This is a genomic window from Vibrio sp. SCP2, from assembly GCF_059295395.1.
Genome location: NZ_JCAFVV010000001.1, coordinates 330,377 through 357,095, shown reverse-complemented (window position 1 = coordinate 357,095; position 26,719 = coordinate 330,377). Strand labels below are relative to the sequence as shown.

At 43.4% G+C, this 26,719-nt stretch carries 33 protein-coding genes and 1 pseudogene; 28 read left to right on the top strand and 6 right to left on the bottom strand.

Annotated elements, in window-relative coordinates; translation table 11 throughout:
• Positions 1–230 precede the first annotated feature (230 nt).
• Both AC5O63_RS01755 and AC5O63_RS01750 read left to right on the top strand, forming a co-directional pair.
• Positions 231–1,859: a methyl-accepting chemotaxis protein gene (locus AC5O63_RS01755; protein ID WP_171320868.1), complete on the top strand. Its 1,629-nt coding sequence runs from the start codon at positions 231–233 to the stop codon at positions 1,857–1,859.
• Between the two features lie 454 nt (positions 1,860–2,313).
• Positions 2,314–3,357: a GMP reductase gene (locus AC5O63_RS01750; protein ID WP_004746952.1), complete on the top strand. Its 1,044-nt coding sequence runs from the start codon at positions 2,314–2,316 to the stop codon at positions 3,355–3,357.
• 123 nt (positions 3,358–3,480) lie between these two features.
• Here AC5O63_RS01750 and AC5O63_RS01745 read toward each other — a convergent pair whose 3' ends face one another.
• The gene (locus AC5O63_RS01745; RefSeq protein WP_494503680.1) at positions 3,481–4,512 is read right to left on the bottom strand and encodes a phage integrase; all 1,032 of its coding nucleotides are present in this window, start codon (positions 4,510–4,512) and stop codon (positions 3,481–3,483) included.
• A 134-nt stretch (positions 4,513–4,646) separates the two neighbouring features.
• Between AC5O63_RS01745 and AC5O63_RS01740 the strand changes: the two are divergent.
• The 4 genes and pseudogenes from AC5O63_RS01740 to AC5O63_RS01725 all read left to right on the top strand — a co-directional run bounded on the left by AC5O63_RS01740 (position 4,647) and on the right by AC5O63_RS01725 (position 6,985).
• Positions 4,647–4,937: pseudogene (locus AC5O63_RS01740) on the top strand (hypothetical protein).
• 150 nt (positions 4,938–5,087) lie between these two features.
• Entirely contained in the window at positions 5,088–6,215 is a 1,128-nt protein-coding gene (locus tag AC5O63_RS01735) for a hypothetical protein (RefSeq protein WP_494503679.1), read from the top strand.
• Complete coding sequence (locus tag AC5O63_RS01730) at positions 6,208–6,528, top strand: STAS-like domain-containing protein (RefSeq protein WP_494503678.1); 321 nt, start codon at positions 6,208–6,210, stop codon at positions 6,526–6,528. Before AC5O63_RS01735 ends, AC5O63_RS01730 begins: the two co-directional genes overlap by 8 nt.
• A 4-nt stretch (positions 6,529–6,532) precedes the next feature.
• Positions 6,533–6,985, top strand: coding sequence for a hypothetical protein (locus tag AC5O63_RS01725; RefSeq protein ID WP_494503677.1), 453 nt, complete (start codon positions 6,533–6,535; stop codon positions 6,983–6,985).
• Positions 6,986–6,993: 8 nt separating this feature from the next.
• Here AC5O63_RS01725 and AC5O63_RS01720 read toward each other — a convergent pair whose 3' ends face one another.
• Together AC5O63_RS01720 and AC5O63_RS01715 are read right to left on the bottom strand one after the other, a co-directional pair.
• Positions 6,994–9,036, bottom strand: coding sequence for an ATP-dependent nuclease (locus AC5O63_RS01720; protein ID WP_494503676.1), 2,043 nt, complete (start codon positions 9,034–9,036; stop codon positions 6,994–6,996).
• Complete coding sequence (locus AC5O63_RS01715; protein ID WP_494503675.1) at positions 9,036–9,662, bottom strand: phage repressor protein CI; 627 nt, start codon at positions 9,660–9,662, stop codon at positions 9,036–9,038. Before AC5O63_RS01715 ends, AC5O63_RS01720 begins: the two co-directional genes overlap by 1 nt.
• Positions 9,663–9,753: 91 nt before the next feature.
• On the opposite strand from AC5O63_RS01715, the gene AC5O63_RS01710 reads away from it, so the two are divergent.
• From AC5O63_RS01710 to AC5O63_RS01605, 22 genes are all read left to right on the top strand, one after another.
• Positions 9,754–9,966, top strand: coding sequence for a hypothetical protein (locus AC5O63_RS01710; RefSeq protein ID WP_019275486.1), 213 nt, complete (start codon positions 9,754–9,756; stop codon positions 9,964–9,966).
• Between the two features lie 67 nt (positions 9,967–10,033).
• The gene (locus AC5O63_RS01705) at positions 10,034–10,573 is read left to right on the top strand and encodes a phage regulatory CII family protein (protein WP_494503674.1); all 540 of its coding nucleotides are present in this window, start codon (positions 10,034–10,036) and stop codon (positions 10,571–10,573) included.
• Positions 10,574–10,601: 28 nt separating this feature from the next.
• Positions 10,602–10,814: a hypothetical protein gene (locus tag AC5O63_RS01700; protein WP_494503673.1), complete on the top strand. Its 213-nt coding sequence runs from the start codon at positions 10,602–10,604 to the stop codon at positions 10,812–10,814.
• Positions 10,802–11,029, top strand: coding sequence for a hypothetical protein (locus AC5O63_RS01695; RefSeq protein ID WP_494503672.1), 228 nt, complete (start codon positions 10,802–10,804; stop codon positions 11,027–11,029). Before AC5O63_RS01700 ends, AC5O63_RS01695 begins: the two co-directional genes overlap by 13 nt.
• Entirely contained in the window at positions 11,026–11,259 is a 234-nt protein-coding gene (locus AC5O63_RS01690; protein ID WP_494503671.1) for a hypothetical protein, read from the top strand. Before AC5O63_RS01695 ends, AC5O63_RS01690 begins: the two co-directional genes overlap by 4 nt.
• 12 nt (positions 11,260–11,271) lie before the next feature.
• Complete coding sequence (locus tag AC5O63_RS01685) at positions 11,272–11,517, top strand: hypothetical protein (protein WP_494503670.1); 246 nt, start codon at positions 11,272–11,274, stop codon at positions 11,515–11,517.
• Complete coding sequence (locus AC5O63_RS01680; RefSeq protein WP_494503669.1) at positions 11,504–12,061, top strand: hypothetical protein; 558 nt, start codon at positions 11,504–11,506, stop codon at positions 12,059–12,061. The genes AC5O63_RS01685 and AC5O63_RS01680 overlap by 14 nt, the downstream gene beginning before the upstream one ends.
• Positions 12,033–13,574: a rolling circle replication-associated protein gene (locus AC5O63_RS01675; RefSeq protein WP_494503668.1), complete on the top strand. Its 1,542-nt coding sequence runs from the start codon at positions 12,033–12,035 to the stop codon at positions 13,572–13,574. The genes AC5O63_RS01680 and AC5O63_RS01675 overlap by 29 nt, the downstream gene beginning before the upstream one ends.
• 585 nt (positions 13,575–14,159) lie before the next feature.
• Positions 14,160–14,378 carry a hypothetical protein gene (locus AC5O63_RS01670; protein WP_494503667.1) on the top strand — a complete coding sequence of 73 codons (219 nt, stop codon included), beginning with the start codon at positions 14,160–14,162 and terminating at the stop codon, positions 14,376–14,378.
• Positions 14,379–14,403: 25 nt separating this feature from the next.
• Positions 14,404–14,643: an ogr/Delta-like zinc finger family protein gene (locus AC5O63_RS01665; RefSeq protein WP_494503666.1), complete on the top strand. Its 240-nt coding sequence runs from the start codon at positions 14,404–14,406 to the stop codon at positions 14,641–14,643.
• 209 nt (positions 14,644–14,852) lie between these two features.
• Entirely contained in the window at positions 14,853–16,178 is a 1,326-nt protein-coding gene (locus tag AC5O63_RS01660) for a hypothetical protein (RefSeq protein ID WP_494503665.1), read from the top strand.
• Between the two features lie 635 nt (positions 16,179–16,813).
• Positions 16,814–18,004, top strand: a complete 1,191-nt coding sequence (locus tag AC5O63_RS01655; RefSeq protein ID WP_494503664.1) for a DNA circularization N-terminal domain-containing protein — start codon at positions 16,814–16,816, stop codon at positions 18,002–18,004.
• Entirely contained in the window at positions 18,001–18,939 is a 939-nt protein-coding gene (locus AC5O63_RS01650) for a phage tail protein (protein ID WP_494503663.1), read from the top strand. Before AC5O63_RS01655 ends, AC5O63_RS01650 begins: the two co-directional genes overlap by 4 nt.
• On the top strand, positions 18,932–19,474 hold the full coding sequence (locus tag AC5O63_RS01645) for a phage baseplate assembly protein domain-containing protein (protein ID WP_494503662.1): 543 nt from the start codon (positions 18,932–18,934) through the stop codon (positions 19,472–19,474). Before AC5O63_RS01650 ends, AC5O63_RS01645 begins: the two co-directional genes overlap by 8 nt.
• The gene (locus AC5O63_RS01640) at positions 19,471–19,872 is read left to right on the top strand and encodes a phage GP46 family protein (protein ID WP_494503661.1); all 402 of its coding nucleotides are present in this window, start codon (positions 19,471–19,473) and stop codon (positions 19,870–19,872) included. Before AC5O63_RS01645 ends, AC5O63_RS01640 begins: the two co-directional genes overlap by 4 nt.
• Complete coding sequence (locus tag AC5O63_RS01635) at positions 19,869–20,912, top strand: baseplate J/gp47 family protein (protein ID WP_494503660.1); 1,044 nt, start codon at positions 19,869–19,871, stop codon at positions 20,910–20,912. Before AC5O63_RS01640 ends, AC5O63_RS01635 begins: the two co-directional genes overlap by 4 nt.
• Entirely contained in the window at positions 20,894–21,424 is a 531-nt protein-coding gene (locus AC5O63_RS01630; RefSeq protein ID WP_494503659.1) for a hypothetical protein, read from the top strand. Before AC5O63_RS01635 ends, AC5O63_RS01630 begins: the two co-directional genes overlap by 19 nt.
• Entirely contained in the window at positions 21,421–22,701 is a 1,281-nt protein-coding gene (locus AC5O63_RS01625) for a pyocin knob domain-containing protein (protein ID WP_494503658.1), read from the top strand. The genes AC5O63_RS01630 and AC5O63_RS01625 overlap by 4 nt, the downstream gene beginning before the upstream one ends.
• Positions 22,701–23,246, top strand: a complete 546-nt coding sequence (locus AC5O63_RS01620; protein ID WP_494503657.1) for a hypothetical protein — start codon at positions 22,701–22,703, stop codon at positions 23,244–23,246. Before AC5O63_RS01625 ends, AC5O63_RS01620 begins: the two co-directional genes overlap by 1 nt.
• A gap of 151 nt (positions 23,247–23,397) precedes the next feature.
• On the top strand, positions 23,398–23,640 hold the full coding sequence (locus AC5O63_RS01615) for a hypothetical protein (RefSeq protein ID WP_494503656.1): 243 nt from the start codon (positions 23,398–23,400) through the stop codon (positions 23,638–23,640).
• A complete protein-coding gene (locus AC5O63_RS01610; protein WP_494503655.1) occupies positions 23,637–24,182 on the top strand; it encodes a lysozyme in 546 nt (181 codons plus the stop codon). The genes AC5O63_RS01615 and AC5O63_RS01610 overlap by 4 nt, the downstream gene beginning before the upstream one ends.
• Before the next feature lie 2 nt (positions 24,183–24,184).
• Complete coding sequence (locus AC5O63_RS01605) at positions 24,185–24,706, top strand: hypothetical protein (RefSeq protein ID WP_494503654.1); 522 nt, start codon at positions 24,185–24,187, stop codon at positions 24,704–24,706.
• Positions 24,707–24,723: 17 nt separating this feature from the next.
• Here the strand turns inward: AC5O63_RS01605 and AC5O63_RS01600 are convergent, their stop codons facing one another.
• The 3 genes from AC5O63_RS01600 to AC5O63_RS01590 all read right to left on the bottom strand — a co-directional run bounded on the left by AC5O63_RS01600 (position 24,724) and on the right by AC5O63_RS01590 (position 26,716).
• The gene (locus AC5O63_RS01600) at positions 24,724–25,023 is read right to left on the bottom strand and encodes a hypothetical protein (RefSeq protein WP_494503653.1); all 300 of its coding nucleotides are present in this window, start codon (positions 25,021–25,023) and stop codon (positions 24,724–24,726) included.
• Between the two features lies 1 nt (position 25,024).
• Positions 25,025–25,600 (bottom strand): hypothetical protein, encoded by a 576-nt coding sequence (locus tag AC5O63_RS01595; protein WP_494503652.1) that lies wholly within the window; start codon positions 25,598–25,600, stop codon positions 25,025–25,027.
• A gap of 147 nt (positions 25,601–25,747) precedes the next feature.
• Positions 25,748–26,716 carry a phage portal protein gene (locus AC5O63_RS01590; RefSeq protein ID WP_494503651.1) on the bottom strand — a complete coding sequence of 323 codons (969 nt, stop codon included), beginning with the start codon at positions 26,714–26,716 and terminating at the stop codon, positions 25,748–25,750.
• Positions 26,717–26,719: the final 3 nt, after the last annotated feature.

Sequence of the window (26,719 nt, the reverse complement as noted above, 5' to 3'; positions counted from 1 at the left end):
TGGCCTTTTTTGTTCTATATCAAAGAGGTTGCTATTCAGTTAATTTATAAATCAATTGCATATGGAAAATAAGTGTCTTTTGTAAAACAGAAACTTACGAGATAGAACAGCGCGAACTAAGCAGAATTCAAATGTGACTTTGATCACGCTCTATGCTAGAGTTCGCGCACTTTATCTATGGGAATCTTCCCACTTCAAGGATGAGTCCAACGACTTGAATGAGAAAAATAATGCAATTGTCCCTTAAAAATTTGTCTATTCGAACGCAGGTATTGGTACCTGTTATCTTCACAACGTTCGCGCTATTTATCGCATTGTGGATCACTAAAAGTAATCTAGAGGCAGAGCAAGAAATTATCAGCTCTAACACGGATTCTCTTGTGTATTACAAAGACACCTTGGCAAAAATCGATGATCAGGTTTATCCGTTACGTATTAGCGCGGTGTATGCCATCTACGATGATTCTCGCCGACAAGTGTTTCTAAATGAACTTAAAACAGGCTTAAAAGAGATTCAAAAAGATCTCGACTTGATGGCTAGTCGCGACACATTCAGAGATGAAGTGCGAGTGGTGCGCCGCGCTATTGAAGATTACGTACAATACTCTCACCGTGCTGTAGAACTGTTTTCACAGAGAGACAGCGGCCAAGTGAGCCTGCAAGAGTACAATAGCTTTATCGCAAAATATCGTGACTCTGGCAATCAAATGGTCGGCGCCATCAATACCTTGTCTGCACAAGTTAATGAGTTCGCGACCGATGCCATGGAACATAGCGCTGAGCAGAATACAAAAGTTAAAAACATGGCAATGTACATGGTACTTACTGTTCTTGTTGCCTCTTTAGCTGTCGCTTGGGTACTTTCAGGCATGATTGTAAAACCAATCCTTCAACTGCAGAAAGTGATGCGTAAGCTAGCACATGGTGATCTTTCTGTTCGTGCCAAGGTCGATGGTGATAATGAAGTCTCTCAGCTAAGTACTGATGTGAACCAAACCGCTGAGCAACTTCACAGCACGGTAGAAGAGTTAAGCCGTATCAGTGAGGAAGTCGCTTCCGCTTCTACTGAGTTAGCTGCCGTGATGACGCAAGCTCAAGCCAATGCCCAGCAAGAGCTGGCTGAGATTGAACAAGTCGCATCTGCAGTCAACGAGCTTTCTAGCACCGCAGATAACGTCAGTGATAACGCTCAGATGGCAGATTCAACAGCACGTGAAGCTGATCAATTGGCTAAATCTGGCTTGGATATCTTTGAAGAGAGTAGTCAAGCAAGTGCTCAAATGGGTAATGCACTAAACGAAGCTGCGCAAGTTGTTCTAACTCTTAAAGAGCAGTCTGAACAAATCAATGATGTGATTGAAGTTATTCGCGGTGTTTCAGAGCAGACTAACCTTCTAGCACTAAACGCAGCCATTGAAGCAGCGCGTGCGGGCGAATCTGGTCGTGGTTTTGCAGTGGTTGCGGATGAAGTTCGAATGCTGGCAGCAAGAACTCAAGAATCAACGGGCGAAATCCAAGCCATCATTGAAGAGCTACAGAAGCAGTCTGGGCTTGCTAACGATAGCATGCAGCTTAGCCTTGAAATGCTAGAGAAAAACAATGAGCTATCATTGCAAGCTAACAGCGCGCTACAGGGTATTACAGAGTCTGTAACGAATATCAATGATGCCAATACCCAAGTTGCAACCGCAGCAGAGCAGCAATCTCAGGTAACGCAAGACATTAACCGCAACGTTGTGAACATGTCTGAGCTGGTCAATCAAAACGTATCTGGTATTTGTCAGAGTGCAAGTGCGAGTAACGAGCTGTCTACATTAGCAGAAAAACAGAAAGCCCAGCTTTCATTCTTTAAGCTATAAGCAAAAGCTTTATCTGTAAGAAGCAGCCATTTTCGGCTGCTTTTTTTGTATTTGCGTAAAATTTTTTGAAAATTTCTGTGCTTATAAAGAGCAAAAATGAGAGTTCAAATGTGATTATATGTGGGTGAATTAGCCAATCGATCAGAAGTTGGACAGCTTGAAGACGAAAAGGATTGCGCAAACGGTTAGCAAGCTTTGAGTTAAGTGATTGTTTTTAAGGGAGAAGAACGAATAACTGCTGAGAAAGGAGTTACTTAGGTATGCAACTTAACCGAACTGTATCACAAAAAAATTGGAAATATCAGTCTTGCGGGAAATAAATCACGACCTATAATGCTGAAAACCGGAGCGTCTGCCAACGCTCCGGTTTTTTTGTGTCCGAAACTCAGTAAAGCGTCTGCCAACGTTTACCGAAAACGCACGACACGTAAATTTGCTTATAGGAAAATTTATCATGCGTATCGAACAAGAACTTAAGTTAGGCTTTAAAGATGTACTATTCCGCCCGAAGCGTTCTACTCTTAAAAGTCGTTCTCAAGTTGAATTAACCCGCGATTTTACATTCAAGCATAGTGGTCGTCAATGGTCTGGCACACCAGTAATTGCAGCAAACATGGATTCAGTCGGTAGCTTCGAAATGGCTAAGGCTCTAGCGGAACATGGCGTGATGACTGCAATTCACAAACATTACACCGTAGAGCAATGGGCTGACTTCGTGAAATCAGCGGATCAAAAAACACTAAACAACGTGTTTGTTTCTACGGGTACTTCAGATGCTGATTTCGAAAAAACGAAAGAAATCATGGCACTATCTGAAGAACTTATCTTCATCTGTATTGATATCGCGAACGGTTACTCTGAGCACTTAGTAGAGTACGTAGAGAAGGTACGTGCCGCATTCCCTAACAAAGTTATCTCTGCGGGTAACGTTGTAACTGGCGACATGTGTGAAGAGCTTATCCTTGCAGGTGCAGACATCGTGAAAGTGGGTATCGGCCCAGGTTCTGTATGTACAACTCGCGTTAAGACAGGTGTTGGTTACCCTCAGCTTTCTGCAATCATCGAATGTGGTGACGCTGCGCACGGCCTTGGCGGTATGATCATCGGTGACGGTGGTTGTTCATGTGCAGGCGACGTAGCAAAAGCATTCGGCGGCGGAGCTGATTTCGTTATGCTAGGCGGTATGCTTGCAGGCCACGAAGAGTCAGGCGGCGAAGTGATCGAGCAAGACGGCAAAACCTTCATGAAGTTCTACGGCATGTCTTCTCAGTCTGCTATGGACAAGCACTCTGGAGGTGTGGCGAAGTACCGCGCAGCTGAAGGAAAAACCGTACTATTGCCATACCGTGGCTCTGTTCATGGCACTATCTCAGACATCCTTGGTGGTGTACGTTCAACTTGTACATACGTAGGCGCAGCAAAGCTTAAAGAGCTAACTAAGCGTACAACCTTCATCCGTGTGCAAGAGCAAGAGAACAACGTTTTCGGTAAAGAGTAATTTGATGACTCTTCGGAAAATACGAAATAAAAAGAGCCGCTTTTAGCGGCTCTTTTTTTGCCTGAAAATCGTAAAGTGGCGACAAAGTGGCGACAGCCAGCTAAAAATTTTTTGTGGCGACAACTACAAGTTAGCGAGTGGGTTGTGTGTGATAGCTTCTGATAGGTGATCTGGAGCGAAGTGGGCATAGCGCATTGTCATACTAATATCTGCATGGCCAAGAATGTCTCGCAGCACCAGAATGTTCCCGCCATTCATCATAAAGTGGCTGGCGAATGAATGGCGAAGAACGTGCGAAGCCTGGCCAGAGGGTAGGGTAATGCCAAGTTTGTTCTTAAGAATGTAGCAAAAGGGTGTGTAACACTCTTCGGACAGCTTACCTGAAATCGGCTTATAGATCTCATGATAAAGCTCTTCAGAGATAGGTACAGAGCGATTCTTCTTAGTTTTAGTATTGGTGAAGGTAACTTTGTATTTAGTGAGCTGAGAGCCGTTAAGTTGCGCTGCCTCGTTCCAACGTGCACCGGTGGCAAGGCAAAGCTTAACTATTTTGAGCATATCCTCTCTAGTGTGCAGGGCAACTAGTTCCAATAGCAGGGCAATTTGCTCTTTATGTAAGAAAGCCATACTGCGCTCATGATCTTTAAAGGGCTTAACATCTTCAATAGGGTTTGGGAGTCTCCATTCTCCTAGTTCCTTCAACTTACTGAAAACAGCTTTGAATCTAGCTAACTCAGAATTCAGCGTAGCGATACTCGGTGCGCCTTTTTGCCAACGGTCATCAACAAAGCTAATTTGCCCACTCATTCGTTTACTTCTAAATTCAGAGTATGTTTTTGCAACGAAAACGGTCGCTATAGGGTTACCCATCGCGTTAGCCATTCTTAGAAACTTACTATGAATGATACTGCCATTGGCAAGTGTTGCACCATAGTGTAAGTACCAAAGCTCGATTAGTTGAGAGAGCCTGCGATGATCCGGCTTGTCACCCATCCATGGCTTATCGTCAATTTCTTTCATTGTGTTCAGTTCAAAGACCTTGGCTTCGCCCTTAGTTGCAAACTTCTTACGAACACGCTTACCTTTACGGCCGTTTGGGTAGCATTCGCAGATCCAAGGTTTGGTAGAGCCATCTTTTAAATTGCGGACAGACATATTAAAGCCTAAAATAACTGTATATAAATACAGTTTAAATCGAGCTAAAACGTAGGACAATGTTTTATATTGGGGTGAGAGTACATGCTCAAACCTAGTTTCAGCTGTTAGAAAAAGGGCTTGTTAAGTTCGTTATGTTTCAATCCATTCAAGTTAGCGCGGGCTACAGTATTATAAAAATGAACGCTGATGGTCCTTTAGGTATGCACAAGAAGAACGAAGGGACTATCTCGGCATTATTGAAGCTGAAAATGTTATTGGATTGAAGTGGGTCAAGTTCATCTATATTAAGTACTCGTGTACTGACGAAGAAGCTGAGGTAGTCGAGTACGTTATACAAAAAGATCGTTATGTGTCGGAACGTTTAGGGACAGAAAATTGTACATCTTGTTATTTGGGGGATGCCAAAGCATCACCAGATTTAAGGATTTGAGCACGACGGATAGAATAATGCATATGGGATCTATTGAGCTAATGTAGTGTCTTTATGCCGACTCATTAAATAAATGGGATACTGAACTTACTGTTGTACAGTGATATTATGCATATAACGTTATTTGTGATTGGAGCTGAACTTGAAACAAGTAGATATTGCTATCGGTAAGAGGTCGGTGGTCTCTAAATCTTCCCGAAAGATTTATACGAATAATCTAAATCGTTGCCGAAAACTCGGTTCGACTAGGAAAAAGGCGAATTTGGTGGCAAAGAGACACTACAAGAGAAAGAATCGTCGAGTAGAGAAAGTAATAGCACCTAATCAGATCTGCATATATAAAAAGCAAAATCAAACTAAGATGATGTTGTTTTTAGAGGATCTGGAGCGGAAGGTTAAGCAAGCTAAAGATAATACTATATGTATTTGCTTTAGAGACTCTGGAGCAATTACGGCCGGTGCATGTATTTTGTTTCTGGCAACGGTAGATAGGTTGAAATCACAGTACCCTGAAGTGAAATACTCAGTGACTTATCCTCCTGTAGTCCCTTATAAGGAGCAAGGCAATAATGGTGTACCTGTAGTTTCTAGTGTATTAAGTCAGGTTGGATTTTTTAAACTATTGGGTGTTGATAGTCCTAAATACCGTAAGCTGAATACAGTTGATTGTTGGAAAGTAGCGTCCGGAGAATCTGTTGAAAGTGTGTTACTTGGGGAGATGTTGCAGTCTTTGCCAGAGGAAGTGGAAAAGAAAGGAGAGCTATACCGACCAGCTCTAGAGGCTATGTGTAACAGTGTAGAGCATGGCTACGATCCCGCTTTTTGTGATGATAACAAAAAAGATTACAAAAAATGGTGGTGTTTATCTGCAGTGATTGATGGGCACCTAGTCGTAATAGTGTGTGACTTAGGTGTTGGTATTCCTTATACTTTACCGAGAACTCAGTCTGAAAGTATGTTTAAGCGACTATCCTCTAAAATTGGTCGTGCATTCAATTCTGACTCGGATTATGTCCATGCCTCACTCTTCGTTAAGAAAACGAGAACTGCAGAAGAGCATAGAGGGAAAGGCGGGCAAGATCTGAGGACTATCGTTGAATGTACTCCAAACTCAACTTTGATAGTGCACTCTAACCGAGGCGCATATACTTTTAGAACATCAGCAGATATTGAACAAAGCCAAGAAAAGATCTATGACAACGATATATCAATTGGCGGTACTGTAACTGGCTGGAGTATTAAGTTAACTGATGGTATCAAAAATGACTAACACTATAAATATTAAAGACTTTTCTGTATTTCCTGGTCCTAGATTTATTGAGCTTGGAGACTTTAGTGGTGAGGAGTTTCGTGATTCGGTTTTGATTCCTGCACTTAGACAAGGTGATGTTGTCGTTAATTTGGATGGTGTATTCGGCTTTGGTTCTTCTTTTTTAGAAGAGGTTTTTGGTGGTTTAGTCCGTAAAGGCATTTCTCGAGAGAAGGTTATTTTTGTTAGAGATAATCTGATTTCTAATGATGACCCAAGCTTATTAAGTGAAATTAGTGAGTACATTGACGACGCTTTGAAAGCTGCATCATAAAACAATGTCAGCTATCGGAATCAATTGGACATATGTAGTTGTTGCTACTGTTAATGTTGTAGTAGCTGTTAGCGGGTGGGTCTACGCTAGTAGAACTCAAGACTCGAGAGCCAAAAGGCAGGCAAGAAATACAGAATCAGGTAGATTGATTGATAAAATCGAAGATCTGTTCGACTCTTTGATTGAGCATGTTAATGATGATTGGGACACTGATGACTCAATCAAAAGCACTTATCAAAAAAGAGTTGCGATCATATCTAAACTTAGATTTTTAATGCTAAAACTACATCAAGTCGACCCAGAATTACCTACGATTGATCATGATGTGTTGAAAGACATGAGAAAACTCCTTACTAACGATGTCAAAGCTAGTAACTTGTTGAAAAATCAGACAGTAGCAAGACTTATAAGCCTCTCAGAGCGCTTGCTTGCTAAGTATGATAAGAAATTCGATTGAGAAAGCCCCTAGTTAGGGGCTTTTTGGGTGCTAGCTTCTAGTTCTTTAGGAAGCATCGAAGTTTTAGGTGGGACTATCTTCCCCAAGATTGTATCTAAATTATCTAGTCTGTATTTACTACTGTTGCACTCGAGGATGTGCTCAAACACAAAATAGCACAGCTGTACCGTCTCTTTGTTCCACTTTATGTCCTTAGCCCGTGTATTATTGATGTGTTTTACTGCTGACTTACAGAAGTCTACTTTATTGCTTATCGTGCCTGAGTCTCCTTCAAAGTACTTCAGAGGAGGGGCTATAAGCTGAGCAATTTGTTCAGGAGTTTTTCCTTGTTTCATTTTCTTCGTGATATTTCCCAAAGCTGGGTTCACTACTAATGACTCTAGATAGCTTCCGATTCCATCACTGTCTCGATATTCTGATTCAACGATGTCGTCTTTATTAAATTTGGTGTCTGGATTAGTTCGTGAACCTTCTAATCTAGCTTGCGCTGCAGCTAAGACAGCATCCATAGGGATGCAGTTTTCGATTTCTTTTTTTGTAAGTAGATGGAACTTCTTACCTAAAGCCTTCTCAAGAACTTCGACCCTATCGCTCCTATCTTCAATATCTTTATCTGCAATCAAGCATATATTTCTATTGAGAGCCCTCGCGAATGTTGTTTCATCATGTAGCTCTTGTTCTTCATTAAAATCCCAATGAGTAATGTTAGCCCCTTGATACTCAGTAAAGACGTAGTGTAGGTTTTCTTGCATAGATCGAAGTGTAGAAATGACGCCTTCATGTGGAGGCTTGTATATAATTTCTAAGCATTCTAAGAACTTATGTAACAGCGCTCTAATATAAAGTTTATCCGTCACTCCTTCTACCCATATAGAACAGTTGGCAAGCATGACTGAAGAGGCTCTAACTCCTAAATCGGCTAACGCCAATGAGTAGTTATTTAATGAGGTAACGACGCTTTTTTCTTCATGATCTTGCTGAACTCTATATACACTAATATCGTCACTCTCTTGAGCTATATCTATCAGATCATTTGAGTGAGACGTTACAAAGAACATATGTTGCGGGCAGGCTCTAAAAGCTTCTATCAAAGAACGTTGCATACCTGCATGAAGGTTATGTTCTGGCTCTTCTATAAAGAAAATTGTTGGACTTGATTCAAGAAAGGGTCTCACGGTCATGGCGATAATTGCTTGAATACCATCTCCGAGCATAAAGATAGGCATCTGCTTATTGTTACCTATTTTTACTTCTATGACAGGTTTTAGACCTTTTACTTGATTCCTAGTTTTACGTGGAGTGATTTTTACGCGCTGACCTTCGAAGAAATGTTCAGAAAGATAGTGATGGTATTTCTCTACACTCTCTTGTTGATGCTCATCTCCGAGTATGGCGTAACTCATATCATCAAAAAGACTTTGACCAGTGAATATTTGTAACTTGTCTGTCGATTTATATTCATCGAAATAATCTTCAATAGTGCGATCTAAATAAACATCGCGATTATTATCAAGAGTTCTAAGTCCTCTTAGAATAGGTAAATATTCCTTCCGAACTGTATTTAGAGAGTTGTTTAGATTAAGTTCAATACTGCAAATATCCCGCCAGAGCTCTAGCCCAAATAGGTTATGGGCTCTTACATGGATATCTTCATGGTTTGATTCTCCGGTGTGACCAACTAGGCTGTTGTCAATTATTTTATAGATTACTTCTTTTAGGTTTGAGTCAAGGATTACAGTCTCTTCGTCGGAAAATGTTTTTTTTAACTGCTCATGAATTATGTCCTGAATATGATCTTTATTTTTAGTTTTACAATCCTGAATTGCTTTTATCGCTTTTGGGGTTATGGGAGATGATTCGTCATGACCCCAGATTAAGTAGCTAAACACGTTTCTCAAGAGCCTACTTTTTCCTGAATTATTAGCCCCTGTAAAAATGTTTATTGGTTTTACATCTTCCAAGGTATTTTTTCTCGAACCAGGAAACTTGAAAGGGTCATTGCCGGGAACATGGAAACTAAAGGCGGTAACTTTATTTAGGTCGTAGTCCATCACAGCTTCTCCATCACCAACGCAACTCTACCAACAACCTTAACTTCATCCTCTTCAACAGTAAGAGTTGAGCCATTAAAGCTGATCGCCAGTTTCTTACCAGGTAAACGTTGTATTTCGTTGAGAGAGAGTAGGCCGTCCATATCAACTAGATATGTCCCGTTTACGGCTTGGTGAACTTCTTTGTCGATAATTGATGTTAAGTCGCCTTCACGAATAGCCATAGCGTTCACAACAGAAACATCATCAAGCAAGGATTTATCGAACGTAAGCGTTTTAGATTCAATTAATTCGCCATTGAGGATTTTAAAGCAGTCGATATCGAACAGAAACTTGGTTTCCACACCCTCGGAATCATGTTTGTGCGAACTTCTATTCGGAAATGCCTCTCCTTCACCCAGTAAAAGCCACTTAAGTGACACGCCTGTATGCAAATGAGCTCTAACGGCGATCTCATGAGGAGTTAAACCACGTTTCACCCATGTGGAAATAGTTGAAGTAGGTACACCTAGTTTCTCAGAAAGGACTCGTTGACTCTTTGATTCTGTTACTTCGATCAACCTTTGAACAAAGTCCTTACCACTTAAATACGCAAAAGCGGATATTTCTTCTTGATTAGTTGGCATAAGCGATCAATAATCTTTGCTAAAGCGTAGTCAGCGAGCTGCAACTTCTGACTACTTATATACACATTCAATAACTTACAAGGATACCACCATGCTTTCATATCAAGTAGTGCTAAATACGCCTTTCATGACCTATGACCAATACTCGCAGTTCTCTGGTATGCCTAAGCGCACCATTATGGATTGGGTTTCTGACGGTCGTCTGCCTATCAAAGCCAAGTCTAAACCTAAGGAAACGCCGCTAATCAACATGGTTGCTTTGTTAGAAATGGCAACACGTGAAGCAATGCAAAACCTCGGCTAAATAACGGTTTCTAAACCTTGGTTGGTTTTTCATTTTCATCTCCTTGGCATGCAAATGAGTATTGGCTATGAACGAAAGTGACTCAATGTGCGAATTTATTGGCACGAAACAACTGGCATTTAACGAAGCGTGTTGTGCATTTGCGAAGTCAGAGAATATGACCAAGCTGGCAGAAGGCATAGGTATGAGCCCAACAATGCTTCGCAACAAGCTCAATCCAGAGCAACCTCATGTCTTAACGTGTGTCGAGCTCATCGCGATTACTAAAGCCAGTGGCAATCACACTATAGTAAACAGCCTGCTTCTAGGGTTGGGTGTTGTTACTGCTCATATACCGCTTGATGCAGCTGAAGAAACCTTTATCAAACGTGCATTAGAGAACTCGATTCACTCGGGGGACCTGTCTCAAATGGCGTTAGACCAAGCTGGAAACGTACGCTTAAGCCGCACAACTAAACACAACATTATTCAGAAAGCCCAAGCCAGCATTGGCAATCTTGTGCTTTTGATTAGTGATCTCGAAGAACGCACTAAAGGCGTGTCTCCCTTTTTAGCTATGGGAGTGGATTTTGTTGCCAACGGTGCGCCAGTCCCCGGACTGAGTTAACTGAAGAAAACAGAAAGGAAGTTTCAACATGATTACGATTGAACTCAACACTCTGGAAGAAGCTTTACACCTACAGAACGTCGCTGCGCTAAACGTCACCAAGTACCAAGAGAACCCTGTCGAGGGGCAAGAGCGCCAGCAAAACTCAAACATTCGTCTTTGGCAGAGTATCAGCCGTCAAGCGGGCCTAGCGATGAAGGCATTAGGCGCGCATTCGGAGAGTGCCTCATGCAATACGTAGCCATTCGATTGTTTGGTGATGGCGCCATGAAGCGCCACGAACAAACTCAAGAGCCAGAAACAACGGCTCTTGGTGATTTCGATTCTTTAGACGATGCCGTAAGCCAAGACTGTGAACAGCTCAAATGCAATCACGTTCGCCACGGAGTACTAAGCGAAGGTGAGGGGCAGGGCGGGTTTATCGTCGTAGACACACAGGAGCTTGCTGAGATATGAGTATCCAAACATTTACTGAACCTTGCCATTTGCCCTGCCCAGATATGGTGGCACACAGCTTAAACAAAGAACAGAAAACCAAAGGGCTAGAAATGCTCAAGAAAGTAAAAGCTCAGGTTAGAGAAGGAATGCTTTCTAACTTGCGCAAAGAGTATGAGCAGACAGAGAGTCCATCTCAAAGATCTCGCATTAATCAGCGAGCTAACAGAATCAAACGTAATTGGTCTTAGGAGAGAGAAATCATGAACAAAGACCTTAACTCAAATCCAGAAAACCCGTTTGCGCAAAGCATCACTTTGTTGGAGTTTTTGCGAGACCGATTGGTTGAAGCAGCTGACTGTATAGAATCCGGTGTAGACATCACTCGAAATGCTGGCTTAACAACGGAAGATCTAGAACGCCAAATCGCAGATTGTCGTTTTTTTGCTGAGGAGGCAACTGAGTTTTTAGCATCCATGAGTGGGCAGCGAAGTCATGAAAGACAGTGACCTGCTATACGTCGCGGGGGCAGTAATGCCCCTGGACAGAATCAAACAAAATGACGCCAGCCATCGAGCTGGTTTTTTAGGTTCCAAAATTCACTCAGACCAGGAGCAAGCACTACTTGATAGTGGTTTAGTTAAGAAGATTCCTGTTTATGATCGTGTGTCAAATCGATTATCCAAGCGCGAGCACGATGTAAATGTTCGAACAGATTTCTACAAAGCGAAGAATTATCGCTCAAAACACGACCGCGAAGCGGCGGCGAGAATCGCCGAAAGACTTAGTCTAGTCAAAGGGCGCAAAAGTCCGACAAAGGATTTTCGCCAAAGAAAAGAGTTTCAGATTCGTAGAATCAGGACTCTGAACAAGTCTCTTAGAGCGAAGTCAGTGCTCGATTCTCCCGAGGCTTACTTCAATCATTCGGCTCTCTACGAGACCACTGAGCGCTCGAAACCCGCTGTGTTAAACGAGAATGGTCGGCGAGCGAGAGACGGGCCGAATACCTATTTCGATGCAATTGATGCATCGTGCTTGGAACGATACTTATAAGTTTCAAGCTATAACCGAGACGCCTTCAAGTGCAGCGCCAACTGCCAATGTGGGTGAGAGGTTTTCTGAAAAGTTAACTTCACGTTCCGTTAGCAAAATCTTTGAGGCTGGTGCATATACCGCTGCCTGCCATGGAGGTTTTTCTACGTTCCTGACTCTAACCTTCACTAAAGCTAAGCGTCTGGCCATGTTTGGAGGAATGCTCGATGAAGACGATTGCCGTTCAATGGGAGCTAACCATCCAATTGTTTATAAGCGGAACATGGTGACTGCTCATCCGCGTGCTCTGGAGAAGAAAATCTGGCACCCAATAACGGATATCGGTGGCGAGTATTGGACGGTGCCAACCAAAGATAACCCCTTACCAAGAAAGATGAATCCAGATGGGGTAATCGCCGGAGCATACTGCGATTTGAAGCAGAAACCTGAGCATGAATTTACGATGGAAAAAACTCTAGAGACGACGATTGGACATGAAGTTTCAAGGTTTCTAGATGCAGCTAAGAAAATGTACCAAAGAGGCTGGCTTGCAGACCATACGGTTCGGACTGATCCTGAGTCGGGTCAGAAGTATTGCGATCTAACTAAAGAGAAAGTACCAAAGTACGTTCAACCTAATGACATAGGACCAATGAACATACCGGCAGACTTTCACTACATTTGGGTAGCTGAGTGCCCGGCTAATGAGGACGGGGAACCAAACCCTCACGTACATTTGTTATTGAGGTGGACTGTTCCGGAGCATCTGTTTAGTCCCTGGTCTAAACGCCTTGAGAAAATATGGGGTCACGGATTCGCAAAGCTCGAGAGAATCAAAAAGCCTAAAGCTGCAGGTTCATACATCATAAAGGCAGTAGGTTATGCAGCGAAAGGCGCCAATGAGAGCCAGGGGTTAATAAAGGGCAATCGGTATGCGATTGCTAAATGTTCGAGGGCGCCTGCTTGGGAAACGTTAGCAAGTTTTGAAGCTGATAATATGACTGCAATCATAAAAGAGTTGGGTTACAAGCTCGAGCAATGGAAGAAGCCTATTAAAAGGCAAGTTCGAAGCCTCCAGGCAGCTAAAGCTCAAACTATTAAAGCTAAGTCGATTGCCAGAAATCAGAACAAACCTGAGGAGTACCAGAACCGCTTGTACAATCGAATCATTCGATTAGAGAAGCAAGCCGAGAAACTAAACAAGACAATTCAAGAGCGGGGAGTGCATGTCAGCTCAAACAATAGGTTCTGCATTACATTCGAAGGCGAGGACGCGAAACAAAAGGTAGATAAGTTCATGATCTGGGCCGCTGGTGCTCGAGGGTGGCCGATGGAGTGTCGAGATATAAATATGAGTGATATTAAGTTGGTGGCAAACTCAATATATCGATATGAATTTGCACAATTTATTGATAAAACCTTCTACTGGAAAAACGTTCTCTCAGCTTCGATATCAACTAATGACGTTAGCGAGATAGAGCGTGACTACTGGTTAAGTGTATCTCACGAGTATCTGGAAAATGTTTCACCTTAAATCTAAAAGCCTAAGGCTCTATTTCATATTTGTACAAGTAATAATCCCTTCATACCTTTTCTACGCATTGGTGGAAGAATCGAAGATCCTAATTCAAGATAGTTTTGATGTTGTTCCGTTGACGGTGTTATCAACCATTGCGGGAGGACTATGGTTTGCGATTTGTTGGGATTTCTTCAATAAGATGACTCGGGGTGTTAGAAATGTGGACATCATCGTATTCGTATGTAGAACCAATGGAGTTCTCGTAATCCTATCAATATTAGTAAGGAACTATTTGCATGCATGGTACTTCAATGATTTACGCACTTTTGAGAGCATAGAACAGCGTCTAAGTCAGTTTAGTATCTGGATTGCTATATTGATGTGCGTGCTTATAGCGTCCGTTCATTGGAGGTATCGACACCGAGATAAAGACAATATCCCCGACTATGCAAGATGGCTTCACACAGATAAATATATACGGTGAAATCAAAAATAAAGGTTAGGTTTAACTCCTTATACAGTGACATTGACAGCAAAACACAGGTATAAACCTGTATAAATATACAGTATATTTTCAATGTCATTGGTAAGGATATTGATATGTCTAATAAAAAACAGCTTTTCCAGCAAGCACTGGAGCTAATTCTCGACGGCGTCGCATTGAGTACTAACGGTGAAAACCGCGCCCAAGCAGGTGCTTACTTAATGAGATTAGTTGTTGCCGACAATCAAGGTGAACTTGATAGCGAGAAAGTGGAAGCCATCAAGGCCATTATCGAAATGGCTGACGAAGTCGAAAGCCCGCAGTTTAGGCTATAGGCGCAATTACTGAAAAGGAGTTGCCATGTTAATCACTTGCCCCAAATGCGAAAGCAAAGCCCGCATTGCTACATCCAGAGCGATGAGTAAAGAAACTCGTGAAGCATACTGCCAGTGCCTCAACCTAAACTGCGGCACAGTCTTTGTTACCTACACATCCGTTCACCGCATTATCGAACCTAGCGGTGATAAACCTGATCCAAAACTCCAACCTGAACTTTGTAAGGGGGATTTGGATCAGCTGGATATTTTTTGTGATCAATAATCTGGCTAAAGTAGACCTCTTTTTCCTCTTGTCCTTTACTACCAGTTTTCATCTTTTAGATAGAAATACACGTGTATTAATCTGTTGCGAACGACTAGGTAATTTGCGACTTTTTATAGTGATTTCAACTATTTTGATACTGTGTAGAATTTTTAATATCAAACGTTGTTATGATGCGCGGGATTTGACTAGTTTTAGTAGGATGTTTTATGTCGGAAGGTGAGTTTAATAACAAGAAATTGACAAGTTCCTCTGGTGGCGGTTATAGGCAATTGGATGATGTTGCCCCCGAAATATCAAAGCCTAAAGTGACAGAGGACACTATACAGCAACGCACCGAACGGCAGCGTCAAGCACGGAGAGGTGAGCTGACATTCAACGAAGAAGATGAGCAACGCTGGGCGGCAAATCGGGAGCGTAAAAAAGAACCTCTTTTTGAACTGGGTTGGATGCAGGTTGATGAAACGCAGTCACAACTCACGATCTGGTCAAAGTTATTTACTGATCAGACTCCAGTCGATGCACAAGAGTTTATAAAGTCGTGCAATGCGCACCTTAACGAACCAGTTCGCCAAGGCGAGATAGTTCTTATCCCGACTTCTGAGCCTAAAACTGCTCAAGAGAAAAGTGCTCTGAAAGAAATGATTGAAGAAGCCCAAGCTGCTAGTGAAGCTCTAGGTAAGCTTCTTGAAGAAGAAGTGGCAACTTTAAATCGCCACTTTGAGGTGCTTTCTTATCAATTGGATGAGCGCATTAAAGCTGACGGTTTACCTAGTGAAGGCGACTATTATGCCCATGCAGCTATAGGTGTTGGCTTTGCGTCAGATTTGGTAGGTCAGCACCTTAAGAATATTCAAAATGTCCTCCTTGAAATCAATGACTTGTATACTTCTCAAGTAGCAATGGCAAGTCGAACAGGAGGTATTAATTACGGTACGTTTGTTTCAGAACGCGCTTCGCTGTTCAAAAAACTCGATGGCTCATTTGCTCGACTTTCGAAGCGCAACATTAAACTCCCTGTTTACACGCAGATTAAGAGAAACCTCAAGTTGTCTACTAAATCGGTTATCCACAACGCTGATGAGATTCTAAAAACAGGATATGTGCCTAATCTTGGTAAGCGTATTGCCAATATAGCTATGGGGATGTCTGCTGCAAAAGGGGTTGGTTATGTTGGAATTTTGCTTGGTGGCGCTAGTGGTGTGAACAATATCTATGATGCATGTAAAGTTGATGGTACTGGAAACTGTGGCAAGACTATAACTCGTGAAGCTTTCGGTTTTATGGGGGGAGTAGGTGGCGGCTTAGCTGGTAGTAGCACTTTGGCAACCGTATCTTCCGCTGTTGTTAGTGGCGTTGCGTTATTCTTTGGAGTTACACTGTCTGCACCTGTTCTAGCCGTTGTAGCCATCGGTGGTGCAGTTGCCGGAGGTGCTCTAGGAGGAATCGGGGGTGGCACTGCAGGTAAATATGTCGGTGATACGATATACGAAATGGGTAGCGAGGTGAAAGAGTCAATAGAGGAAGTATTTTAATGGATCTGTTAGCGGTCGTATCGCTTTTAATGAAAGGCATTTTTGTAGTTTATATGCTGGCTTGGGTCGTTTTAGCTACTAGTGCACTAATTGCAGTTTCTTTCGGAAATTGTAAGCACATTATTTTTATTGATAAGCACCTGGCTAAAAATATAAGTAAATACTACGACGATAAGGGTTACATGCGTCCACAACATCAACTGTTTAATGCTGTAGGTAGCCGTTTTATGCGATATTGCTTTTGCTACCCGTGGATAAGGCGCCGGTCAACCTCCCAGTCCTTAACGTTCAAAACCTTCATGTGGTTTAATTCGCTAGGATACTGGGGCTTTATATCGGTCTTATTTTTTGGAGCCCTCCAGAAAGCACTACCACTTTAATTAAAAGCGCACAAAAACGATCTCCGACGATCTCTAAATCCCCAATCTAAAACAGCCCTCGGTGTAGATACATCGGGGACTGTGCTTTACTAACGCTACCGAAACGCGATCACTTTAAGGATCGCAAAATTACAGTGAGGAATTTTAGCGCGGGGGGAGGGGTGAGTCCGAACAAGGGCTGGAAGCCGACATTCATCACCTGAACTTTCTCTGCTCTTCAAACTCCAAACCTCTTCTTCGATTGGTAGGCTACTGATGTGGGAACGACAACACGAGCACGCTAGGTGGAATGGGCTGAAGCTCAACATCCTGTCTACCTCTTTTGATGGTGGTAAGCGTCTACAAGTGAGCGAAATCCCCTACGCTGAACTACCGCACATCAAAGTCATGGGCACCAAAGCCCGAACATTTACTATCGAATCTATATTCGTAGGTGCAAGCTCACTAGCTGACGCCAATGCGTTCATTGAAAGCCTGGAGCAACAACCAAAAGGAGAACTCGAGCATCCCTGGTTAGGAGAGTTGGTGCTAGTGTTCGAGGAACATTCCCTCAGTATTAACACCAAGAAAGGTTTAGTGACGCTGAGCCTGAAGTTTGTCCGTGCCGGCACTTCGCCTTCCATCACTGCACCGACAACAGTACGCACCAAAGCACAAGCTGACATAGTAGAAGGGCTGTCTAAGCAATCATTTGTTGAAGAAGTGAAAGGGCTGGATGTTTCTCAAATCAACGAAGTACAAAACAACGCAACGAGTGCGCTCAATGTGTTGGTCGATATTACTAACCGCCTGAACCTAGGTGATGATTCGCTGCAAGATATTAACCTAGCGATAAATGAAGCCTTCTCAGCTGTCAGCAGCTTGAGCACTAACCCTGCTGAGTTCGCTGATCTGATTTCTAGCGCTGTCGATACGGTGTCTGAAGGTGTTCAATCAGAGCCTGCTTCCGAGAGTGAAGCCGTAGATAACTCACGCAGTGCTCAAGCTTTGATGCTTGGAGAAGTAAAAACCGATAGCCCAACCAAACACCACAACGTACAAATGGTGACGGGTGCGGTGAAGATGAGTAAAGACGTTGCTGACCTAGAAGCTCATGACAGCTTTGAGCTCACCTTAGCCCAAAAGCAACCAGAGATTATTCAAAGTGATCTCTCAACTCTAATTGCCAACGTTGATGACCGCATCAAGGAAACGACTCAAGTCTCTACGCAAGAAAACATAGAGCTCTATGACGCACTCACTTCCTTAAAAAGTAATGTGCAGACTCAGCACGACAAAGTAGCAGAGGGAACCAAAGCACACAGAACAGTGCAATCCCCTCATTTTAAGTCAGCGCTGACCATTGCCCATGACGAATACACCAATGAGAACATCATTACCAAAATGAATGCACTTCAGCACCCTTTATTTATCCGTGGTGATATCGCGGTGAGGGATGCACGATGAATCAACTCACGATGTACATTGACGGCAAGCAGCATACTTTCTACCAAGCCAACTTGAACTACTCAACAGAGCAACTGGCCCACACATTTAACTGCTCTATTGAGCCCATGAACATTGATCGCCCGTTGTCGGTAGAGTTCTTCCTCAATGACCAATCCATCTTAATCGGTCAGATAGATGAGGCAGAAAACGAGACAGGTGCAAGCTCTTTAACTATGCCAATAGTAGGACGTTCCAAGAGCGCCAACATGATTGACTCGCGCATCACTATGGATGCGCTTTATAACCTCAATGTTGAAGAGCTGCTTAGAAAACTGGCTAAACCATTTAGCTTAGGGGTAAAGAGCCTCGTTAAAGGCATGCCGAAGATTGAAGAGTTTCAGATTAACGCTGAGTCTCCGGTTGAAAATGTTGCTCAGCTCATCCGTGAGCAAGGCTACATGCTAATAGAGCGAAATGGTGTACTGACTATAGAGAACACGGCGCATGCAACGATTAACAATGTTGGTCTTGAAACAGGCAATAACATCGACAGCTTAAAGGTAAAACGCACCTTCAATAAGCAGTTTCATACCATTGATGTGCAGGGCCAGTGGGATGATGCCAGTGCCCAAATTACCAACCCAAGTATTGATAGCTCGCGCACAATGGTAATTACCTGTGACCAACTGCAAAGCAGTACTGCGTGTTTATCTCGTGCCAAATATGAACGCAACTTAGCCACCGCAGAAAGCCTGACCGCTTCAACGTCTGTCGCAGATGTATTTCCTCAGCTTGCGATTGATGGATTAAACCGAGTGATTCGAGTGATCGACAAAGAGCAGAGCTTTAGCGAAATGCTGGTGATTAAGTCTCTTGGCCTATTGGTGTCCGAAAGCGCCGCGAGCACTTCCGTGGAGTTGGTCAGACCGTTTAAGGAGCAAAGCCATGCCTAGTGTTCAGCGTCAGCAACAACAGCGATTAATGGCTCGCATCAAGAACGTGATCGGAACAGGCACGGTAACAGGTGCAACTACGGGTATGTTGCAAATCAGAACGGCAACAGGCCGCACCAATGACCGAATTAAACGCGTCCACAACTACGGTTTTATGAGCCGACCACTACCAGAAGCCAAGGCTTACAATCTGTTTATCGGCGGTGTCACTGCGCGTGGGATTACCGTCAATGTTGAAGATGAGCGTTACCAAATCGACTTAAAGCCCGGTGAGGTCGCCATGCTCGATGACAAAGGAAATCTAGTTCACTTCACTAAGCAAGGTATCAAGGTGACATCTCCAACCAAGTTGTTGGTAGACACTCCCGAAAGCGAATTCACAGGTAATGTCACGGTTGGTGGAAATGTTACCGCTAATGGAAAAGTGGAAGGCAAACAAGGTGGCACTTTCGCAGGCGTCAGCAGTGAAAACCACGACCACGACTATGAAGACGACAGCACAATCAAAACGACACGGGAGCCTAACAAAGCATGAGCCACTTTAAATTGAACGCGCTTACCGAGTCGGTGGACTCCAAAGAGGGCATGACTCATGCGGTGCTGCAAAGCGTCTACAACTACGCCGAGTCAACCAAGAACGACCGCGCACGAATGGACAACAATGACCGAGGCGGTACTTGGAGCAATGAACTGGTAGAGATTGTTGGCTCTCGTGATTGGACTCTCAAACGAGCCAAATTGACTGACGAAACCTTAAGGCTTGCTAAACGCTTTTATGAAGAAGCACTCGCCTGGTTAATTCAACAAGGCCACGCCAAAACCATTGAAGTCACTGTTTGGAGAGAGAAACCAAGCCAAATGGGCCGTAATGTCATGATAACCCTAACGGACGGATCCACATTTGATGTTCCACTATCGAAGGTAGATAAATGAGTACACAAGTTAGCCTTGAGAGCTTAATCGCTCGTGCTGAAGCTAACCTGACAGCAGTAACAGGGCAAAGTAATCCAGCGACCAAAGCCATAGCCTCTGCCATTGCTGGCGTCAGCTATGGGCAATATGGCTATCAAGATTTGCTTTTCAGACAATTGCACCCTGAAACATGCTCTGAAGCGTGGCTATACTTACATGCCAATCGCCACAATACACCACGACTGCTGCCTACTTTTGCAAAAGGTACAGTGCAGTTTACTGAGCTAGGTGGAACCGTGGTGATCGCCAAAGGCACTCGCCTAATCTACGGTGATAAAGAGTACGAAACCACTAAGGAGCAGTACAGCAATGTGCCTGTAGAAGTCATTGCACTTGAATCAGGGACAGCAAGCAATTTACCAAACGGCGCCAAACTCACCCTAACCGAAGGGCTAAGCGGTATCGACCCTAATAATATCTTATCGCTTAGTATTGAAGGCGGTGCGGATATCGAAGAGTTAGAGCACTGGCGAGCGCGAGTAATCGTGGCATTCGAGAAGAACGAGCTGATCGGCAAGTCAGAAGATTACAAAGTGTGGGCAGTGTCGGCTCACTCTGATGTTGATTTTGCTTGGGCACTCGATAACACGCCAGAGCGCGGCATGGTTGAGGTCTACATTGGCGCACGTGAGAACGACCCAACGCTAAGCGGTGAAGTCGTCAACCTTGTTCAAGAGACCTTTGAAACCAACCGACTCGCTGGTTGTCATCCATTTGCTCATCTCCCAGAAAAAGCGCCGCTCGCTATAGAGATTCAAGGCATTGAAGACCTAGCGATTCGTGATGATGTGGTCACGGCCCTTGAAAACTTTGTAAAAGGGAAAATGGGTAAGATAGACCCAGAAACTAAAAAGCCTGAATCCATCACCAACACCGAAATTGTGTTAGTGATTTCAACGGTGACGAATAACTTTATTGTCAAATCGCCCGTAGGCGAAGTTGCTATCAACAAGAACCAAATTCATGTACTAGGAGCCGTCACATGGACACCTCCGACTTAATCATTGAATACAGCGAAGGGGATTTTGCTGATGCGTACCGTGGGTTACTTCCTCAAGGCGAATACTGGCAAGACACCGAGAACGCAGAGCTGACCAATACCATTAACGGCATAGCGAAAGACTTTAAGAAAACCCATGACGATATTGAATTATCACTATTAACGGAGTTTGAAGAGCAAGGGTTTGGTTGGAAGATTCGCGATTATCAAAGCCTGCTTGGAACAATGGGCTCAAACGGCTTGGTTTATGACGATGTGAAAAGGCCCAATCTGATTTTGATTGACCTCTTCAGTTATGGCAATGGCGCAGCCATTAGCGCATTTGAAAACGTTCGATTACCTCATACCGAGTTTCACTGGCTTTACCCATTGGAAGCCGAAACCCAATTTGAACAGGCAACCGCCTTAACGATAAAGCCAGAGTTGAGCTCACAGTTAGAAATAGAGGCTGAAACTCAAATCTTGTGCCGCACTGCCATTACTTGGCAACTTGAAATAGGAGACACCGAATGAGCACACTGCAAGCTATTCCGACTCAGCACGGGATAGGCATTTTAAACAGTGAGCTGAAAAATACTGTAACCAAGTATCGGCTCATTGGCGCGTTAACCCATGACGCACCAAGTGAATCACTGACTTCATTCTATGAGAACACCATTGAAACCAGTTACTACGATGACAGTGGCGTTTTAACCTTTATCTTAAACCTACCCATTGAGAAGCACTTTGATGAGTACCTACATCAAATCCATGTGCTTGATAGCAGTAATCAATCCGTGATCGAGTGTTCGACACCAAAAGTTGCACTGCCGAAGGGCATTGGCGGCATGGTGACACTCAAAGCGGCGATTTCGGGTGAAGCCGGGCAAGTCATTTTCAAACACAGTGAGTTTGTGACTGAGAGGGAGCTAATAGAGGTGTATTTTTCTAACACCTTCACAGGTTCGAGTAAGGAGAAAGCTGTCACGGAAAAAGCGTTAAAAGATGGCTTGGAAGATGTGAAAAGCCGAGCAATGATCAGGACAGGCCCCGAAGGTAAGACAGATCCAAATGCCTTAACTGAATCTGGTTCTTACCGATTAGAGCCTCATGAGAATAATCCAACGGACGATTATTATGCTGTCGTGGTGTTTGGCAATCAAGTCAATGTAATTGGACAGATTGCTACCCACATTTCGAACGGTAAGATTTATTACCGCTCCTATAACAACAAATGGTCGACATGGAAGCATTTAACCGAGACTGAAGCTCTAATGGAGAGCATGGTTGGAATGGTGGTCCCTTTTCATCTGGAGGGTGAAAAACGCGGCTGGGTAGACGCAAAAGGGGGAGAGCTTTCCAGAATTGTAGATAAATTGCTTTGGGATTATGCTAGCGCATCTGGAATGGTGGTCAGTCAAACAATCAAAGATGCCGATCCCATAACTCATGCTATGAAATTTGGGGATGGGGATGGTTCGACGACGTTTACTGTGCCAAATCACCATTTAGGGCACTTTACACGAGGTAACCCAATTGGAATTGAGCATGGGGCAGTTCAAGGTGACGCGATAAGAAACCTTACAGGTTCATTAGTGTTAGGCTCTATTGTGGGTCGATATGACTTCTCGGGAGTCGATGGTGTATTTGAAAAACTACCCTCCAGTGGCGGTGAGTTGAATTCTGGAACTTCGTCATATAGTGTCAGCCCCGATGTGAAATTTGATGCGTCAAAAGTAGTGCCTACTTCAGAAGAAAATCGCCCTCACACTGCAAACCTATCCATTAAAATTCACCGAGGTTGGATGTAATGAAAATAGCATATCACTACGCACCAAAGACCTGCTTATTCGTAGGCACTAGCCAAGTGCACAAAGTGGCGGGTTATGAAAATTACATGCTGCCCCAATTGGCGACTTGGTTGGAGCTTCCAGAGTTCAAAGAGAATACACAACAAGTCAGATTTTCTGTAGAAGAGCAAAAGTGGAATATTGAAGATAAACCTATTGAAGTTAACGCTTACCTAAAATCTGACGGCTCTAAAGTTAAAAGGTTTGCTGATAAGTCGGTCGTCACAGATGAATACACGCTAGTTGAACCTGCCACCTTGTTTGACGAGTGGGTTAATGATGCATGGGTAACCAACCTAAGCAATAAATACATTCACGACTATGCGCAAGTGGACGTTACTCGCTCAGCGCTTTATACCCAACTCACCGACCCACTAGAAAGTGAGCTTGCGCGTAAGGAGCGGCAAGGCAAAACCGAAGCGGTGCAAGTACTCTCTGATCGCATCAACGAACTGGAAGCCAAAATCAAAGCAGAGAACCCATACCCAGAAGCGTCAACTAACTAACCATCAAACCCAGCCTAGACGCTGGGTTTGTTCTTTCTACCTTCCCAAACTTCTATATCTCTGCACTAGAAATGCCATAAGTACCCTTTAAACCCTAGCTCTATACACTGGTTTTGTGGGGCACTAATCACTAGTTACGAGAGAATAATCAATGAATCAAACAGAGGTAAAAGCGTTAGTGGTTTCTTTGCTAGACGTTACCGGGCTAAAGAAAATTTTAACGTCTGTTAGTGCAACCCTCATCAGCTTCGGTGTGAACGATATTGCCCAGCTTATCGCAATCTTCGTGGGTATCGTTTCGGGCGTTATGGCTATTCGCCACTATGCCGTTGCCACCAAACTCAACCAAGCCAAGCTGGACAAGCTGAAATCACAAGAGGACGGCGCAATATGAGCCTAAAAACCAAAGCGATACAGGTGGTGGTGTGCTCTGTCACTTCGGTTCTTACCATTGTCTTCACCATTGACTCAGAACTAAGCGTCAGCGAAAACGGCTTGAGCCATGTCGCCAACGAAGAAGGATGCAGACTCACCCCCTATCAATGCAGTGCTGATGTTTGGACTGCAGGGCTAGGTCATACCCAAGGCGTAACGCAAGATACTGTACTCACTGAACAGCAAGCCGCTGAGTTCTTCGTTAAAGATATCGCCTCTGCTGAGCGTGTAGTAAACAAATACATCACCCAACAGCCTAATCAAGGCGAGTACGACATGATGGTGAGTTTTGTTTATAACCTTGGTGCAGGTAACTTCGCTCGCTCTACGTTGCTGAAAAAATTTAACCGCGGTGATCGCACTGGTGCTTGTAATGAGTATCTGCGATGGGTGTTTGTAAATGGTAAAGATTGCCGAATAGAAAAAAGCAATTGTGCCGGTATTCCTATACGCCGAAGTAAAGAGCAAGATATTTGTCTAAACGGTTGGCAAGGAGAGTAACCATGTTAAGTCATTATCTGACTCTGTTTAAAGCTGTTACCTTTACTGCCGTTCTTGGCGGCGTTGCTTACCTTTCCTACGACTACGGCGTAACGACTGCAGAAGCAAAGGCCTTAAAAGCGCAAAACGCCCTGTGGGACAAAGTAGAACAAAAACAAAAGGAGGCTTTCCAATTAGCCGTAAAACTGGCTAGCCAAAAGCCTGATATTCGAATTGAGTTTCGAGAGATAGAAAAAGAGGTGATCAAGTATGTTCAAAAGAATACTGACAAGCAGTGTATTGTTAATGATGCTGATTGGTTGCACATCCGAGCCGACGCAGTGCGAGCGCATAATCGAGCAATCGGTATTAAGCAACCCTCCACCGTCTCTGATGGTGCCACCAAAACCGCTGCAAGTTCAAGTTACGAGCGAGATTCCGAAGTCTTAGCAGAGAACATCGCTAATATACAGACCTGCACTGAGAATGCTGCGCAACTACTCAGTCTTCAGGAATGGATAGTCATGTTCTCTGCAGGGAGATAAACTTTGTCGCTGAAAACTCACACTGCTATATCAAGTAGCTGCTTAAAGAAACTAAAAACAGAATTAAAAGCAGTTACTCTTTCTTCATGGCTTTTATTTGCGTTGGAAGCCACTAATGTTAGTTGTTCGATATCGCTTAACTCAGAGGTGTCAATTTGATTCATAAGATTAACTATTTGATTCAAAGCCATTGAATCAATAACATTGCGAATGTTGTTAGCATCAATTAACAACATGTCTTTATCGAAGCCATCCTCTAGTTCTTCAATCATTTCAAGTAGCAGGCGTAATTTTTCTAATAGCTCTTCGTTAGTCATGTTACATATCCTGGATCTGGCGAATTTCTGACTCAAGTGACTGCATTGCAGTACTCGCTTTCTGTGTGAAATCTGTTATGTGGGTAAATAAATCATTGACTGAGTACAATTTAAACAACTCGTAAAGTTTCGCTTCTCCAGCTTTTTCTGATTGAATATAGGAATCGAGGACAATGTGAACTTTTTTCATTGCCTTTACATACGACTGAAGCTCTGCAGATTTCGTTTCAATTTGCGTTAGAGCACTTTCCAGTCTAGCGACATTCTCATCGTCAATTTTTTGAGTTTCCAACATCTTGGAATAAAGCGTTTGGACTTGTTCAGGAGTAAGCTGGGCTGCAATCTGCCGTTGAAAAATCTCAGTGTTTTTTCGAGTGCGGTCTTCTATGTTCTTTAGCTTTCTATCTGCAATATTTTTGCTAGCCAACAACAACGCCTCTGATTGTATTGATAGCATAGCAATTGTTTGGTTGAAGTACTCAATTTGGTTGACTGACAACTGCTTGACTTCAGGTGGCGTAGCGCACCCCGCAGTAATCAAGCAAACAGTTAGAAGTAAGAATCTAGATATGTTCATAATATCAACCTTGTATACGTGTCTAGAAGAGAAGTGTAGAAGGTTTGGTTTTATAAAATGCAGGGTTGCTATCTTATTGTATAAATGCTTGACTTTTGTTTAACATTTAATGAAATAAGATGTAATTAATATTCGTATTAATAAGTGTTATTTTAAGCTTAAGCTCTTATATTTCTCTGATGCAATTAGAGCAACTCCCACAAACTCATTCAGTTCCTGCAGTGCATCAATCATTGGCAGTAACTCATTCTTATGAAATAGCCAATCGACTTTGTTGAGATCGAGTGACGTAATACTCTCGCGGCGAACACTCATCAGCTCGATAGGGACACGATGGAGAGCCAGCACATCATTCATAGTTTGGTTCTTCACTTCCTTAAATGAATCCTTTGCTTCTACTTGGCCAATCGGCTTAAGTTCTGGTGCCTTAGTGTCTTTGCCTCGTGCATTTACAAACATATTTTTAAACGCCATGCCTTCTTTTGCCTGAAGCTTGGTTTTAATTTCGTCTTCCTGCTTTTTCGTCATGCTAGGTTCATTCATATAAAGCAGGTAACCCGCGTGTTGGCCGTTGCGGTAATACTGGCGGCGGAACAAGGTGGCATCGTCATTAAGCCAGATGGAGGTGAGTCCACTTACGTGACCGGGTAACCCATAGATCTCCTGAGCAACGTCGTATTCAGACAGATGGAAGATTTGTCCCTCCTTAAAATCAACTCTGCCATCATCCTCATAAGTTTTTGGCTTGTAGGTATAACCCAAGTCCTCGCGGCGACGCATATACAAAGCGGGAATGTGTTTAACCTGAACGATAGGACCTTTGCCCGCGTGTGAGCGAACAATTTGGAAGTAGCCGTTGCCAAAGGTGAGATAGTCTTGGATAAACCGCTTAAGGTCGCGACGGGATAATACTGACGAAACGTTCACAGCATAGGCGAGGGTATTGCGCTTAAACTCAATCGCGCTCGAGTGCATCGGGTTAACGCGCAGCGCTTTGGCTAAGGTGTCGAATGGAATCGGTGGCTCATATAACCCATCAACCAAAGCCGTTTCAAGGTAACTTAGGATGTCGCTGTTCATCACGCTGACAGGGTTAGAAAATTCAATCTCAATCACTTC